Here is a 13391-nt window from a genome sequence, read left to right as displayed (position 1 = left end):
GCCGCGTCCAGGGGGGCGCCCTCCTTCGCGTCGCACACCGCCAGCGGGTGCACCTCCGCCACCGCGTCGTCCGGGCGCTTCACGGACGCGCTGGGGCCCGCGTCTTCCGAGCCCTGGGCGAGCGTCCCCGCGTCAGCCCCCACGACGGAGGCCGCCGTGCCCGCATCCGTGCCCGCGTCGGCGACCGCCGGAGGGTTGCGTTTGCAGGAGGCGAGCAGGAGGAGACAGACAGCGAGCAGACCGCGCCGCGACATGGGCCGGGAGGCTATGGCATCCGCCCCATGCACAGGAAGCGGGGACGTGCCTGCCCGCCTGAGGGGTCCCCTGCCCTCCCCGGCTGCATTACCCTCCGGCCTCCATGAGAGAACTCATCCTGGCATCCACCTCCAGCGCGCGACGGGCCCTGATGGACGGGCTGGGCCTGCCCTACCGCACCGAAGCCCCCGGCGTGGACGAACACGTCCCCGCGGACCTGCCCGCGGACGAGGCCGTGCGGATGCTCGCCGTGCGCAAGGCCCGCGCGGTCCAGGAGCGCCACCCGGAGGCCTGGGTGCTGGGCGCGGATCAGCTGGTGGAGGTGGGCCAGGACGTGCTGGGCAAGCCCCGGGACCGGGACGCGGCGCGGACGCAGCTCCAGCGCCTGCTGGGGAACACCCACGTCATCCACACCGCCGTGTGCCTGCTGGGCCCTGGCGGCCACCACTCGGAGACGGTGGAGGACACGCGCCTCACGTTCTTCCCCGTCCCGCCGGACGAACTGGAGCGCTACCTGGACACCGGCGAGTGGGAGGGCTGCGCGGGCAGCTACCGCGTGGAGGGCCGGGGGCAGGCGCTGCTCCAGAAGCTGGAGGGCGACCGCACCAACGTGCAGGGATTGCCCATGCTGTCCGTGGTGCGGCTGCTGCGGCAGGCGGGCTTCGACCTCTTCGCCCGCCCGTGAGCGCGGAGGCTCACCCCGCGCTGGACAGCTCCGTGAGGATCTCCTGGTACGCGGCGCGAGCCTTGTCGGCTTGGTCCGCCTTGAAGCTCACCGCGGCCACCACCGGGTGGCCGCCCCCGCCGTAGCGGCCGGCGATGGCGGCCAGGTCGTGCTGGCGCGTCTGGGGCTTCCACGGGTTGGAGCCCAGCGACACCTTGGCGCGCGACGCGCCCTGCCCACCCACAGCGTGTAGCGCGCGTCCGGGTAGAGCGCGTACGCGATGAACTTGTTGAGGCTGTCCACGCCCTCGTCCACCAGGTCGAAGTGGACGACGCCGTGCTCGTACCGGGCCTTCTCACGCACGAGGTCGATGTTGCGCTGGTGCCGGGAGAGCAGCGGCTCCAGCGGGGTGGCGATGAGCGGCGACGCGGCGATGTCCGCCAGCGAGTCCGTCTGCATGCGCCGGATGACCTCCGGGATGAGCGCGTCGTCCCGGGTGGACTCCAGCACCGTCATGATGCGCAGCGCGGGCTCCTCCAGCGCCACCGCCATCTGGGGGCTGGGGAACTGCGCGCCGTCGATGATTTCCGCCCAGTGCAGCAGGTCCTTCAGCGGGGACGCGTCCCAGCCGAAGCGCTCGCGCGCCACGTCCGCCAGGTACAGCGTGCAGCTCTTGCGCCGGGGGTCGTGGAATTTGCGGCCGCTGGTGTCGCGCTGGAAGTGGGGCTCGTCGCCGGGCTGCTGGAAGGCGGAGGCGTGGTGGTCGAACCACCAGGTGAGCCGCGCGTCCTGGCTGTAGCGGAAGTCGACGATGACGTTCTCGTCCCCGGTGAACACCGCCGGGTCGATTCCCTCCGCGCCCGGCTTGTGGGCCAGCCCCCGGTAGCTGAACGTCGCGTCCGCGCGCACGCGCTCCCGGTAGAAGCGGGTGAAGACCGCGGCGCTGGCCGCGCCGTCGAAACAGTTGTCGTGGAAGAGGACCTGGACTCGCATGGGCGTCCGCCCTCTACCCTGAATCCCCGCCGCGCCCCAACCCCACCGTGGCTCCCTGGCCGCGGGGACTGTGGCCAGGGGGTGACACCCGACCCAGCTCCCGTCGTTCCATGGCATTGAACGAGATGCGCGCCATTGAACGATGCGTGGAAATCACCGCACGGGGTGAACGAAAAACTCGACAGAACGAGGAACGACCCTGAAGGGCTGAAAAAAGGAAGGCCCTCCGGCCCTGCGGAAACCCGCTATCCGCAAGGAAAACCCCCGGAATCAGGGACCTGACAGGGAGGCTGAGCCCTGGCACCTCGCCTGCATGGTGTCAGACCGACGAGGTACTCACCCGCGCGGCACGAAGCGGCGGGAGGAACCATGGCGAAGCGGACCGCAGGCAAGGCGAAGGGTGGCACGGTGGTGCGGCGGCAGGGTCGGCGGGTGATGCCCGCGCTGCGGCGCACGGCGAAGCGCGCGCGGGTGGCGGCCCAGAAGGCCCAGCTCACCGTGGGAGAGGTCATCGCGGCGGCGTTCGACACGGCGGGCGGCGAGATGAGCGGCGTGCTGGAGCTCGTCACCTCCCCGGCGATGACCCGCGCGCTGGGCCGTCGCATCGTCGTCGTGGGCTGAGCGCAGCCCGCGTCCCGGCCCGTGAAGCCCAGGCCGTGCTTCCGGCAACGGATGCGCGCGGGCGCGGAAGCCGTCGCGACACGGCTGTCAGCCTTCCCCCACCAGGTGCCGCGCTTCGCGCGAGCGCGGGTGGAGCCTTCCTTCCCCTCCATTTCGTCCTGGAACCTGGATCCGTTGGACCGGAAAACGGATCCGCGTGCGGGTTCATCCAGACCCGGCACTGCCCGCGTTCGTCACTTCGCGCCGGGTGGGCCGCGCGCTTCGCACCTGAAACACGACGGCCCGTGCTCCCCGGTGAAACGGGGAACACGGGCCGGGAAGCCCCGGAGCGCGGGGCTTGGGACGCCTGTTACTGGCGGGGCTGCCAGCGCGGGCGGTAGTCGTCACCCTCGTTCGTCAGCACCGTGTACGTGTCCTTGGGGTGCTCGATGAACGCGCCGACCGCGGCGCCCGTGGCCGGGTCGATGGGCTGCACCCGGAGCGCTCCGCCGTAGACGTAGGCCACGATGCGGCCATCCGGGGAGAACGACGGCAGCGTGGCGTTGTCGGAGAGCAGCACCGGGGCGCCTTCCGCCTCGCCCGTGGTGGTGTTCACGCGCTGGAGGAAGATGGCGTTGCCCGGCTTGTCACCGCACAGCTCCGCGCCGACGTTGCCGCACAGCGTGGCCGCGCCCGCGATGTTCAGGTAGTAGGCGCGCACGTACGCCACCCAGCTGCCGTCCGGCGCCCAGTTCGGGTTCGCGATGTACGAGTCCACGCTGCCGCCCGCGACGGCATCCGAGGTGCGGTCCGCGAGCAGCGTGGGCGTGCCGCCGCCCGTCACCGGCAGCGAGTACAGCCGGAGCACCGGGGTGACGTCCGTGCCGAAGGTCACGGTCATGTTGTCCGGGTTGGCCAGGAACAGCAGCTGCGAGGTGACGCGGTTGTAGTGCGGCTGCTCACCCGACGTGGGCGAGCCCGCGAGCACGGCCGGCGCGCCGCCGCCCGTGGACACGAGGATGCCCGTGCCCGCGGCGCTGTAGGCGAAGTCCGTGCCGTTGGGCGCCCAGTCCGGGAAGGTGCCGCTGTTGGTGACCGACGTGGCCGTGCCGCCCGTCGCCGCGATGGTGGAGATGCCCGTGCTGCCGCGCACCCAGGCGATGAGGTTGCCCGGCTCCCACTCCATGTAGCGGATGCGAGCGCTGCCGCCCGTCGTCAGCACGGTGGGCTCGGCGGCCGTGAGCGGCACGGGGCGCACCGCGAGCTCCGCCGTGGCGGCGGTGACGTCCCCCTGCACGAAGGCCACCTGGGTGCCGCCCGGGCCGAAGCGCGGGTAGGCGCTGGTGCCGCCGTCCGCGCTGAGCGACGTCATGCCCGGCACGTCGTAGTCCGTCACCAGCGCGTGGGGGCCGCCGTCGTTGCCCGTCAAGGCGATGAGGAGCGACTGGCAGGTGGCGGCCTCGCAGCGCAGGCCCGCCATGCAGTCCGCGGACGCGGTGCACGCGCCGCCCTTGGCCACGTTCATGCCCGCGTCAGAGCCCGCGTCCATCTCCGTGCCCGCGTCCATCTCCGAGCCGGCGTCCATCTCCGAGCCGGCGTCCATCTCCGGGCCCGCATCCATCTCCGAGCCGGCGTCCATCTCCGAGCCGGCGTCCATCTCCGTGCCCGCGTCCTCTTCCGGCGGGGGCGTGAGGGTGTGCAGTTCGCACGTGTTGTCCGCGTTGCAGATGTACGCCTGGCCCTCCGGGGGCGTGCCCTTGTCACGGCAGTCGAACTGGTCGACGCACTCGTCGCCACAGCCCGTGGCCAGCACCGTCAGCGCCCCGAACAACGCACCCCACACCACTCGCTTGGTCATTCTCATGGCCTCCAAAGTCAGGGGGCGCGTCATAGCTTCGCGTTCACGGGTGACGGGACGCCCTGAAGGGCCTGTCATCCGGGCTTGTCCGTGATTGAACGGCTCTGGGAAGAAGGGTGCTCAATGATCGACACGCACTGCCATCTGGACGCCTCGCGCTTCGACCCGGACCGCGACAGCGTCGTCACGCGCGCCTGGGCCGCGGGCCTGCACGGCATCCTCATCCCCGCCGTGGGACCGGAGACGTGGGAGCCGCTGCTGGAGCTGCCCCGCAGGGACGCGCGCATCCAGGTGGGGCTGGGCATCCATCCGCAGTTCCTGCCGGACCTGCGGCCGGAGGACGACGGCGCGCACCTGGAGCGGCTGGACGCGCTCTTGGCCCAAGGCGGCGCGGTGGCGGTGGGCGAGTGCGGCCTGGATGGCCCGACGCTTCCGGGCGCCCCGCTGGAGCGGCAGCTGGCGGTGCTGCGCGGGCACCTGGCCCTGGCGAGCAAGCACGGGCTGCCGGTGCTGATGCACTGCCACCGGCTGCACCCGGCGCTGATGGAGCTTCTGAAGACGGAAGCCTGGCCGGAGGCGGGCATCCTCATGCACAGCTACAGCGGCGGCGCGGAGCTGGCGCGCTTCTACATCCAGAAGGGGTGTTTCTTCTCCTTCGCGGGCCCGGTGACGTGGGCGGAGGCGCGCAAGCCGCTGGACGCCCTGCGCGTGATTCCGGCGGACCGGCTGGTGGCGGAGACGGACTCGCCGGACCAGGCGCCCACGCCCTTCCGGGGGCAGCGCTCCGAGCCGGGCTACCTGCCCCACATCCTCGCGGGCATGGCGCAGGTGCTGGGGGAGCCGGTGGAGGTGCTCGCCCAGCGGACGACCGAGAATGCCCGCCGCCTGTTCCGGGAAGCTTTCCCCTCCCCTTCGCGGTAGGCGAGCGTCGCGTGATAGAGGAGCCCTTCATGAACCCGCAGCCCGCCCCCACACCCGCCGTTGAGCCCGAGGCGCCCCCCGCCTCCCCGGCCGCTCCGAACGCCGTCGAGACGCCGTCGCTCGCGAAGCCCTTCAAGCTGTCGCGCCGCTTCGACCGCACGGCGCGCCTCTTGGGCGACAACGCCATGGAGCGGCTGGCCAACGCGCACGTGGTGGTGTTCGGCCTGGGCGGCGTGGGCAGCTTCACCGCGGAGGGCCTGGTGCGCAGCGGCGTGGGCCGGCTGACGCTGGTGGACCACGACGACGTGTGCGTCACCAACACCAACCGCCAGCTGCACGCGACGGTGAAGGCGGTGGGCAAGTCCAAGGCAGAGCTGATGGCGCAGCGCTGCCAGGACATCAACCCGCAGGCGAAGGTGGAGGCGCTGCGCGAGTTCTACCGCGAGGAGCTGGCGGAGACGCTGCTGCCCGCGGGCAAGTACGACTTCGTGGTGGACGCCATCGACAACGTGAAGGCGAAGCTGCACCTGCTGCACCGGTGCGTGACGCTGGGCGTGCCGGTGGTCAGCTCCATGGGCGCGGCGGGACGCCTGGACCCCACGGCCATCCGCGTGGAGGACCTGAGCGAGACGCACATGGATCCGTTCGCCAAGGACATCCGCAAGCTGCTCAAGCGCAAGTACGGCGTGGAGACGGAGCGCCACACGGGCATCACCGCCGTGTACTCCATCGAGACGCGCCGCCAGCCGGTGCCGCTCAACTACGACGACGCGACCGACGGCTTCCTGTGCGTCTGCCCGCAGGACAACGAGTTCCACACCTGCGACCACCGCACGCAGATTGACGGCAGCGTGGCCTTCGTCACCTCCGCGTTCGGCATGAACGCCGCGGGCGTGGTGGTGCGCCGGCTGGCGTCCGCGCGGTAGCGCTTCAAGCGGCGTTCAAGCCACCCGGGGCCGGGCCTGCGTCACCGCGGGCTCCCGGCCGCACGGGCGGCGGAAGACGCAGCGGGCGCAGGCGTCCAGGTTGCCCGTCTGCGGGAAGGCCTCCGCCTCCTTCGGCGTGTTGGTGGCGGCGTCCTTCAACAACGCGCGCATCCCCTCCACGCTCCGGGCGAAGTGCTGGCGGAAGGAGTCCATGGCGGACGGGTCCACCGTCACGTCGTGCTCCAGCCCCTCGTTGAGGTAGACGAGCGACGCGCGCACCTTCTCCAGCGGGTAGCGGTAGCGCTGCGCGATGTAGAGCGCGTAGCCCAGCACCTGCTCGTCGTAGCCCTCGCGCGAGCGGCCCGTCTTCCAGTCCACCACCACGACGGAGCCCTCCGCGTCCACGTAGGCGAAGTCCGGGATGGCGAAGGTCTTCACCCCGTCCAGGACGAAGTGGGCGAAGTCGAAGCCCGCGTCCACCTCCAGCCACTGCGCGGGCTTGAGCCCCTTCGCGATGGTGGGCCAGCGCGACTGGAAGAACCACGCGAGCGCGGAGCGCACCGTTTCGAAGTTCTGCTTCCAGGCCTCGTTGGGGATTTCCTCCGCGTACTCGTGCTCCGCGAGGCCAGTGAAGGGCTTGCGGTACTTCGTCGTCCAGTACGCCTTGGAGCGCGAGTGCCGGAAGTCGTCCTGCATCAGCCGGTGCGTGCGCGCCTCCACCTTCGCGGGGTCCACCTCACGGCCGGCGCGCCAGTCCAGCAGCACGTCCTTGAGGGCCTCGTGCACGATGCTGCCCGCCCAGGTGTAGCGGTTGTGCAGCTTCTTGAGGACGTAGAGCTCGCGCACGTCCCGGGCCGCCTCCGCCTCCCAGCCGCCCCAGGAGCGGTAGTAGTAGAGGTAGTAGGCCCGGAGGCATTCGGAGAACTTCTCGTGGCGGCTCTTGGACCAGGAGAAGTCGTTGGTGATGGGTGGGCGGGCCATGGACGCGGGCATCCTATAGACGATCGCCCGTCCCGCCAGAAGGGGGACGGACGGCCGGACAACCGCCCCCTGCCGTCGGTAAAAACGCCGGGTGCACCCGACCGTACGGGTATGGTGCCGCGCCTCCCCCGCGAAGAATCACATGAGCCCACGCAAGCGCACCGTTTCCGGGGCCCTCCCCGCCCCCGTCTCCCCTGAACGCCACGCGGGCCTGCACGGCCCGCTGCTCTCCTGGTACGACCGGAACAAGCGCGACCTGCCCTGGCGCCGCACCCGCGACCCGTACGCCATCTGGCTCAGCGAGGTCATGCTCCAGCAGACGCAGGTGTCCACGGTCATCCCGTACTGGGAGCGTTTCCTCGCGCGCTTTCCCACGGTGAAGGCCCTGGCCTCCGCGCCCCTGGACGACGTGCTCTCCGGGTGGAAGGGGCTGGGCTACTACTCCCGCGCGCGCAACCTGCACCGCGCGGCGCGGGAGGTGGTGGAGCGCTTCGGCGGGAAGCTCCCGTCCACGGCGGAGGCGCTGCTCACCCTGCCCGGCTTCGGGCGCTACACCGCCGGGGCCGTGGCCTCCATCGCGTTCGGGGAGGAGGCGCCCATCGTGGACGGCAACGTGGCGCGCGTGCTGTCGCGCCTCTTCGAGGTGGAGGGGCTGCCCGGGGACCGCGACCGCGAGGCCACGCTCTGGGCGCTGGCCTCCGCGCTGGTGAAGGGCGAGCGGCCCGGGGACTTCAACCAGGCGCTGATGGAGCACGGCGCCACGGTGTGCCGGCCGGAGTCCCCGCTGTGCCTCCTGTGCCCCGTGCGCGACGGGTGCATCGCGTTCAAGAAGGGCCGCGTGGACGAGCTGCCGCCCGCCAAGGTGCGCGCCGCGCCCCGCAAGCTGTTCCTGGCGCTGGCCGTGTGGCCGCACGCGGGCACGCTCCTCTTCGCGCGCGCGCGGACAAGGGCCTCTTCGGCGGCCTGTGGGAGCTGCCCGCCGTGGAGGTGGAGGAGGACACGCCGGAGGCGGAGGCGACGGAGCGCCTGTCCACGACGCTGGGCGCGACGCTCACGCTGGAGGGCACGCTGGACAGCGTGCGCCGGCAGCTCACCCACCGCGACCTCACGCTGCGGCTGCTGCGAGTGACGGGCGACAAGCGCCCCACGAGGTCCGCCGCGTTCCAGGAGCTTGCGCTGGTGCACGCCGCAGGAGGCGGAGGCGCTGGGCATGAGCACGGCGATGCAGCGCGCGCTGGACGCGGCGCTGGGCCATGGCGTGATGGGCGGTGCGGCGGTGCCCGCGAAGAAGGCTCCGGGCCGTGCCCCCAGGAAGGCAGCCGGCCGCTGAAGCGTCTGGCGGCTTGCAATGCGAGGACCCTGAGTCCGGGGCCCTTCCGTTGATGGATTTTCCGAGCGGGATGGCCCGTTGGTCCCTCAACACTTCGCGACCTGGGATGTCGCTCCGGCAACCCCGCACGCCTTGGGTCTCTTCCGTGATGCAGGGGCGCGTCCGAAGCTTCAGGCCGCCTTTTCCAGGAGGAAGCCCCATGGCCCGTCAGAACGCGCAGAAGTCGCAACCAACCCCCGCGCCCAAGGCCGCTCCCGAGCGGCCCGAAGACAAGAAGCCGGCGGCCACGGCGAGCGCGCCCACGAGCAAGACCGCGGCGCCCACGCAGGAGCAGATCGCCCGCCGCGCCTACGAAATCTTCCAGGCCCGGGGCGGCACGCACGGCAACCCGGAGCATGACTGGCACCAGGCCGAGCGCGAGCTGCGGCTCGGCCGCCAGTAGTCCGTCGCTTGCCGGCCGCCCGCGCGCTTCAGTGCGCGGGCGGCAGTCCCTGGAGGGCCGGGCGCTCGGACTCGAGTGCCCGCTTCAGCCGGCGCTGCGCCTGCTTCAGCTCCTCCAGGATGCGCTCCGCGTCCACCACCGAGCGCATCGCCAGGCCGCACGCGGGCGTCAGCAGCACCGTGGACAGCGCGCGCGAGAAGCCGATGTCCCCCGGCAGCGCCGCCTTCAACGACGCCTCCACCGAGTCCGCCAGCTCCTCCACCGAATACGTGGACGCCAGGTCCGTGGGGATGACGCCCAGGCTCAGCGTGGCGCCGGAGTCCAGGAAGCGCTTCAACGCGTCCGTCTCCTCCAGCATCGCGTCCAGCGACAGCCGCACGTCCAGCGACACCAGGTCCGCCTGCGCGTCCAGCAGCGCGCCCCAGTCCGTGTTGCCGCAGCAGTGGACGCCCACGAGCGCGCCCTCGCGCTGCAGCGCCAGCACCAGGAGCCGCAGCTCCTGCTGCGCCAGCAGGTGCTGGGGGTTGAGCCGCACGTAGGCGTAGAGGCCGGGCTCGTCCAGGTAGAACAGGGGCGTGGTGCCCGTGCGCTTGAGGGCGCGCACCATGGCCAGCGCGCGCACCATCACCAGCCGGTACAGCGCCGCGTCCAGGCCCGGCACCGCCAGCACCGGCTCCCCCGTCGCGGTGCGCACCACGGAGCGCACGTGAAGGGGCCGGACAGCTGCGCCTTCGCGAAGGCGAGCTTGCGGTGCTCCACCTCCCAGAGGAACGGCTTCCACGCGCGGCACGCGTCCGCGGTGGGCTCGAAGGCCTCCAGGTCCCCGGACGCGAGCGCCGCGTCCAGCCGCGCCTCGAAGGCCGCGCGCCCGGCGTTCCACGCGTCCACGTCCACCGTGCAGACGCCGTCCTCGTCGAAGCGCAGGCCCGGCAGGCCCTCCAGCGCGGCGGGGATCATCAGCTCCGACGGGTGCCCCACCGGCAGCTGCGGCAGGAACGGGATGTCCATGGCGAGCGCGGCCTGCAGACCCAGCTCCACCTGGGTGTGCGGCAGGCTGCCGATGCCCGTCGTGGCACACGCGGGCAGGAGCTGGACGGCGCGACGGATGGTGGGCGAGGGCATGGGGGGCAATCTAACCCGTCCACGGAAAGGCGGCCGGACTTGCAGGGGGATTGTTCCCCCCGGAGACGTCCTGCGAGGCTGTCAGGCCCATGCCCAGGCTCGTCCTCATTGGCGCCGAGCAGTTCCCCCACCTGCGCGACGTGCTCCACCACGAGGCCCGGCGCGCGGACGCCCCGCTCACCGACGTCTCCGTCGACGCCTGGGGGAGCTCCACCACGCCGTGGGTGGAGGTGAAGGACGGCCGGTTCCGGGCGGGCCTGCTGGGCACGGGCGGCCCCGGTGACGAGGCCCTGCGCCCGGACGACGTCTTCTGGTGCCTCTTCGAGAAGCCCCTGCCCCCGACGCAAGGCCCCTACCTGGACACCGAGCACGAGGCCCTGCGGGACGGCTTCCACACCTGCTGTCCCGCACGCTCCATCAATCGCCGGGGCCTGCTCGCGCCGCTGTGGACGATGGCGGTCTGGCGGCTGCTCGCGCTGAGGCTGCCTTCGGGCCAGGAGCCGTGCGTCCTGCGCTCGCCCCACTTCCACCTGGGCCCCCGCCCCGAGGACGGGAGGCGGTGGAAGCCCTGGCCCCGCGAGGCCGAGTTCAGCCGGGCCCAGGTGTGGTGGACGGTGCCGTCTCCCGGCGCGCTGCACCTGGCCGTGGTGATGGGTCGGCGGGTGACGCTGTGGCCCCTGGAAGACCCGGGCGAAGGTGGCGCCCGGCCGCCGCCACCGGAGCTGGAAGCGGACCTGCTCCAGCTTCGCGCCGCCTGCGGCGCCGACGTCCTGGAGGTCCTGCTGGTGCCCTCCACCGGCCCCGACGGCGCGCCCGGCTGGACCGCCCTGCAGCTGTCCGCCCTCCCGGAGGAGCTGGAGTCGCTGCTCGCGCGGGAGCGCCCCGAGGCCCGGGCCCAGGTGGAGCACTTCGTCCGCGCGCTGCTGTCGGGCCAGGAGGTGGCGCGATGATCCTCGTGATGGGACCGGTGGACGAGCTGGTGACGGCCTTCTTCCTGGCGCACCTGACCGCCGCGAAGCGCGAGTACCTCTTCGTGGACGAGCGCCACCTGGGCACCCAGGTCCACCTGGAGCTCGACTGGGCCCCGGGGCCGCCCGGGCCTGGACGGCTCACCGGCGCGGTGCGCTTCCCGACATGGAGCGTGGCGCTGGACCAGGTGTCCGGCATCTTCTCGCGGCTGGGCACGGGGGGCATCGAACCGTCCCAGACGCCCGAGTCGCTCGCCGAGCGGGCCCACGCGGCGGCCCTGCTGGACCTGTTCCCCGGCCCGGTGGCCAACCGCGCCACCGCGATGCTCTCCAACGGCAGCAAGCCCTGTCAGTACGCCGCCATCCTCGCCGCCGGCCTGCGCGTGCCGGACACGCTGGCCGGGGGGACCCCGGAGCACTGGGAGCGCTTCGCGCGAGGCCTGGACGGAGACCCCATCATCAAGTCCGTCAGCGACGAGCGCTCCCTGGTGAAGCAGGTGTCATGGGAGGAGGCGCGCGCCGCGATGGGCCCCGGCCGACCCCTGCCCCCGCACCAGTTCCAGCAGCGCATCCGCGGCACCAACGTCCGGGCCCACGTCGTGGGCGCGCGCCACGTGCTGGCCTGCCGCGCGGAGTCCCTGGCGCTGGACTACCGGCACCCGGACATGACCGGCCACACGGTGCGGCTGCGCGCCACGGAGCTGCCCGCCCCCGTCGCCGAGGCCTGCCGCCAGCTGTCACGCGCGCTGGGGCTCGACCTGACCGGCATCGACCTCATCGAGCCGCCCGGAGGCTCCTCCCACCCCGGCGACTGGGTGTGCCTGGAGGTCAATACCTGCCCCGGCTTCATGTGGTTCGAACAGCACTCCGGCCTGCCCATCGCCCGGGCCCTTGCGGAGCATCTTCACCCTTCGCTAGGCTCTTCTTGCTGAAAATTTCCTGTCTCACGGGATTTTCAGCCTCAACGAGGGGGAATCACCATGGCGAAGCACGACATCGAGCAGGGGCTCATCTCGGCGCAGGACCTTCCGAAGCTGGCGGAGGCCGGGCACGTGGAGGCGCCCGCGGTGGGTCACAACGCCCAGGAGCTGCGGCGGGCGGTGCAGGACGCGCTGACGGAGCAGTGGTCGCTGATGGGCGTCATCGACACCGGGAAGAAGGCGTCGGACCTGGGCAAGAAGGCCGCGGACGCGCTCACGGACAAGGCCAAGAAGGACGAGGACGCGGCCACCCACCGGGAGAAGGACGCGCGTGACGAGGCCCACCGGAAGATGAACGAGGACAAGGCGAAGAAGAAGGGCAAGGAGGCCAGCGCCGCGCTCGGCGCCTCCGCGAATGCCTTCGCCAGCGCGCTGTCGGACCTGCGCGCCTGACGTCCCCGCTGGACCCGGGAAGACGGCCCGTCCAGGCCCCTTCCCGGCGCTTCACCCCGCCGCCTCCGCGTTCGCCCCTTCCCCGTCAGGTGACGGAGAAGTACGTGGCGTTCGGGTGGTGGAAGACGATGGCGGACACGCTCGCCTCGGGCTCCATCATGCAGCCGTCGGTGAGCTGCACGCCGATCTCCTCCGGCTTGAGCGCGGCGAACAGCTTCGTCTGGTCCTCCAGCCGGGGGCACGCCGGGTAGCCGAACGAGTAGCGCTTGCCGGTGTACTCCGCGCGGAAGCGCTCCAGCATCGTCATGTCCGCCCGGTCCGGGAAGCCCCACATGCTGCGCAGCTGCGTGTGCAGCAACTCCGCGTAGCCCTCCGCCGTCTCCAGCGCCAGGGCCTGCACCGCGTGCATCTTGAGGAACTCGCCCTTCGCCTTGAAGCCGTCCGCCAGCTCGCGGATGCCCGAGCCCGCCGTGGTGACGAACAGCGACAGCGCGTCCACGGGCTTCCCGTTCTGCAACGGCCGCACGTAGTCCGCCAGGCACAGGCCGTTGTCCTTGTCCTGCCGGGGGAAGTCGAAGGACGTCACCGGCTCGCCGTGGTGCCGTCGAAGAGGAGCACGCGGTCGCCGTCGCTGGCCGCCTTGAAGAACTGGAACACCGAGCGCGCGTGCATCACGCCGCCGCGCAGGAGCGTCTTCAGCTCCTCCACTGCCTCCTTCAGCGCCAGCGCCTTGCGCCCTTCTTCCGTCTTCGCCAGCTCCGCCTCCGCCGGGGTGCCCAGCGCGCGCGACGACGTGCGCAGGCCCAGGTGGCGGCCGTAGAGCATCACCGGGTTGATGAACTTCCAGATGTGATCCAGCGGCGTGTTGGTGAGCACGTGCCGCGCGAAGTCCGGCGCGGGCGGCACCGCGTCCAGCACCGGCACCTCCGTGCTGCGCGAGCGGCGCACCGGGGCGGCG

The 13391-nt window shown here is 72.0% G+C and carries 11 protein-coding genes and 5 pseudogenes; 9 read left to right on the top strand and 7 right to left on the bottom strand.

The annotated features are described in order from the left end of the window. Positions 1–254 (bottom strand): annotated as a pseudogene (locus ACLEQD_RS22920) (hypothetical protein); the annotation flags it as partial. Positions 255–358: 104 nt separating this feature from the next. On the opposite strand from ACLEQD_RS22920, the gene ACLEQD_RS22915 reads away from it, so the two are divergent. After that, positions 359–940: a Maf family protein gene (locus ACLEQD_RS22915; RefSeq protein ID WP_410386731.1), complete on the top strand. Its 582-nt coding sequence runs from the start codon at positions 359–361 to the stop codon at positions 938–940. 10 nt (positions 941–950) lie between these two features. Here ACLEQD_RS22915 and ACLEQD_RS22910 read toward each other — a convergent pair. After that, positions 951–1912: pseudogene (locus ACLEQD_RS22910) on the bottom strand (hypothetical protein). A 369-nt stretch (positions 1913–2281) separates the two neighbouring features. Between ACLEQD_RS22910 and ACLEQD_RS22905 the strand changes: the two are divergent. Then, on the top strand, positions 2282–2533 hold the full coding sequence (locus ACLEQD_RS22905) for a hypothetical protein (RefSeq protein WP_171418662.1): 252 nt from the start codon (positions 2282–2284) through the stop codon (positions 2531–2533). A 349-nt stretch (positions 2534–2882) separates the two neighbouring features. Here the strand turns inward: ACLEQD_RS22905 and ACLEQD_RS22900 are convergent, their stop codons facing one another. Continuing rightward, positions 2883–4370, bottom strand: a complete 1488-nt coding sequence (locus ACLEQD_RS22900; protein ID WP_410386729.1) for a hypothetical protein — start codon at positions 4368–4370, stop codon at positions 2883–2885. A 123-nt stretch (positions 4371–4493) separates the two neighbouring features. On the opposite strand from ACLEQD_RS22900, the gene ACLEQD_RS22895 reads away from it, so the two are divergent. Continuing rightward, a complete protein-coding gene (locus tag ACLEQD_RS22895) occupies positions 4494–5291 on the top strand; it encodes a TatD family hydrolase (protein WP_410386727.1) in 798 nt (265 codons plus the stop codon). 29 nt (positions 5292–5320) lie between these two features. Then, complete coding sequence (locus ACLEQD_RS22890) at positions 5321–6217, top strand: ThiF family adenylyltransferase (protein WP_410386725.1); 897 nt, start codon at positions 5321–5323, stop codon at positions 6215–6217. 15 nt (positions 6218–6232) lie between these two features. Here the strand turns inward: ACLEQD_RS22890 and ACLEQD_RS22885 are convergent, their stop codons facing one another. Continuing rightward, positions 6233–7198: a PD-(D/E)XK nuclease family protein gene (locus ACLEQD_RS22885; protein ID WP_410386723.1), complete on the bottom strand. Its 966-nt coding sequence runs from the start codon at positions 7196–7198 to the stop codon at positions 6233–6235. A 142-nt stretch (positions 7199–7340) separates the two neighbouring features. Between ACLEQD_RS22885 and mutY the strand changes: the two are divergent. Together mutY and ACLEQD_RS22875 are read left to right on the top strand one after the other, a co-directional pair. After that, positions 7341–8528 (top strand): annotated as a pseudogene (gene mutY, locus ACLEQD_RS22880) (A/G-specific adenine glycosylase). 199 nt (positions 8529–8727) lie between these two features. Next, positions 8728–8970, top strand: coding sequence for a DUF2934 domain-containing protein (locus tag ACLEQD_RS22875; protein WP_410386721.1), 243 nt, complete (start codon positions 8728–8730; stop codon positions 8968–8970). Between the two features lie 28 nt (positions 8971–8998). On the opposite strand, the pseudogene ACLEQD_RS22870 reads toward ACLEQD_RS22875, so the two are convergent. Continuing rightward, positions 8999–10092, bottom strand: a pseudogene (locus ACLEQD_RS22870) (hypothetical protein). An 89-nt stretch (positions 10093–10181) separates the two neighbouring features. Here ACLEQD_RS22870 and ACLEQD_RS22865 point away from each other — a divergent pair. Genes ACLEQD_RS22865 through ACLEQD_RS22855 form a run of 3 tightly spaced genes read left to right on the top strand, consistent with a single transcriptional unit; the run spans position 10182 to position 12433 of the window. Beyond that, positions 10182–11042, top strand: a complete 861-nt coding sequence (locus ACLEQD_RS22865; protein ID WP_410386719.1) for a hypothetical protein — start codon at positions 10182–10184, stop codon at positions 11040–11042. Next, positions 11039–11992 (top strand): RimK family alpha-L-glutamate ligase, encoded by a 954-nt coding sequence (locus tag ACLEQD_RS22860; protein WP_410386717.1) that lies wholly within the window; start codon positions 11039–11041, stop codon positions 11990–11992. The genes ACLEQD_RS22865 and ACLEQD_RS22860 overlap by 4 nt, the downstream gene beginning before the upstream one ends. A gap of 48 nt (positions 11993–12040) precedes the next feature. Then, positions 12041–12433 (top strand): hypothetical protein, encoded by a 393-nt coding sequence (locus tag ACLEQD_RS22855; protein WP_410386716.1) that lies wholly within the window; start codon positions 12041–12043, stop codon positions 12431–12433. 85 nt (positions 12434–12518) lie between these two features. On the opposite strand, the gene ACLEQD_RS22850 is transcribed toward ACLEQD_RS22855, so the two are convergent. Further along, positions 12519–13019, bottom strand: coding sequence for a vitamin B12 dependent-methionine synthase activation domain-containing protein (locus ACLEQD_RS22850; protein WP_410386714.1), 501 nt, complete (start codon positions 13017–13019; stop codon positions 12519–12521). After that, positions 13016–13391, bottom strand: a pseudogene (locus ACLEQD_RS22845) (methionine synthase); the annotation flags it as partial. The pseudogene ACLEQD_RS22845 and the gene ACLEQD_RS22850, both read right to left, overlap by 4 nt.

It is taken from the genome of Corallococcus sp. 4LFB, from assembly GCF_046520365.1.
Lineage (GTDB): Bacteria > Myxococcota > Myxococcia > Myxococcales > Myxococcaceae > Corallococcus > Corallococcus caeni.
Note: the sequence above shows the minus strand (reverse complement) of the source record. Positions and strands in the feature narration are given on the sequence as shown.

Coding starts and splice junctions, on each gene's coding strand:
- ACLEQD_RS22890 (WP_410386725.1), top strand. CDS start 5,321: ATGAACCCGCAGCCCGCCCCCACACCCGCCGTTGAGCCCGAGGCGCCC.
- ACLEQD_RS22875 (WP_410386721.1), top strand. CDS start 8,728: ATGGCCCGTCAGAACGCGCAGAAGTCGCAACCAACCCCCGCGCCCAAG.
- ACLEQD_RS22860 (WP_410386717.1), top strand. CDS start 11,039: ATGATCCTCGTGATGGGACCGGTGGACGAGCTGGTGACGGCCTTCTTC.
- ACLEQD_RS22915 (WP_410386731.1), top strand. CDS start 359: ATGAGAGAACTCATCCTGGCATCCACCTCCAGCGCGCGACGGGCCCTG.
- ACLEQD_RS22900 (WP_410386729.1), bottom strand. CDS start 4,370: ATGACCAAGCGAGTGGTGTGGGGTGCGTTGTTCGGGGCGCTGACGGTG.
- ACLEQD_RS22865 (WP_410386719.1), top strand. CDS start 10,182: ATGCCCAGGCTCGTCCTCATTGGCGCCGAGCAGTTCCCCCACCTGCGC.
- ACLEQD_RS22855 (WP_410386716.1), top strand. CDS start 12,041: ATGGCGAAGCACGACATCGAGCAGGGGCTCATCTCGGCGCAGGACCTT.
- ACLEQD_RS22895 (WP_410386727.1), top strand. CDS start 4,494: ATGATCGACACGCACTGCCATCTGGACGCCTCGCGCTTCGACCCGGAC.
- ACLEQD_RS22885 (WP_410386723.1), bottom strand. CDS start 7,198: ATGGCCCGCCCACCCATCACCAACGACTTCTCCTGGTCCAAGAGCCGC.
- ACLEQD_RS22905 (WP_171418662.1), top strand. CDS start 2,282: ATGGCGAAGCGGACCGCAGGCAAGGCGAAGGGTGGCACGGTGGTGCGG.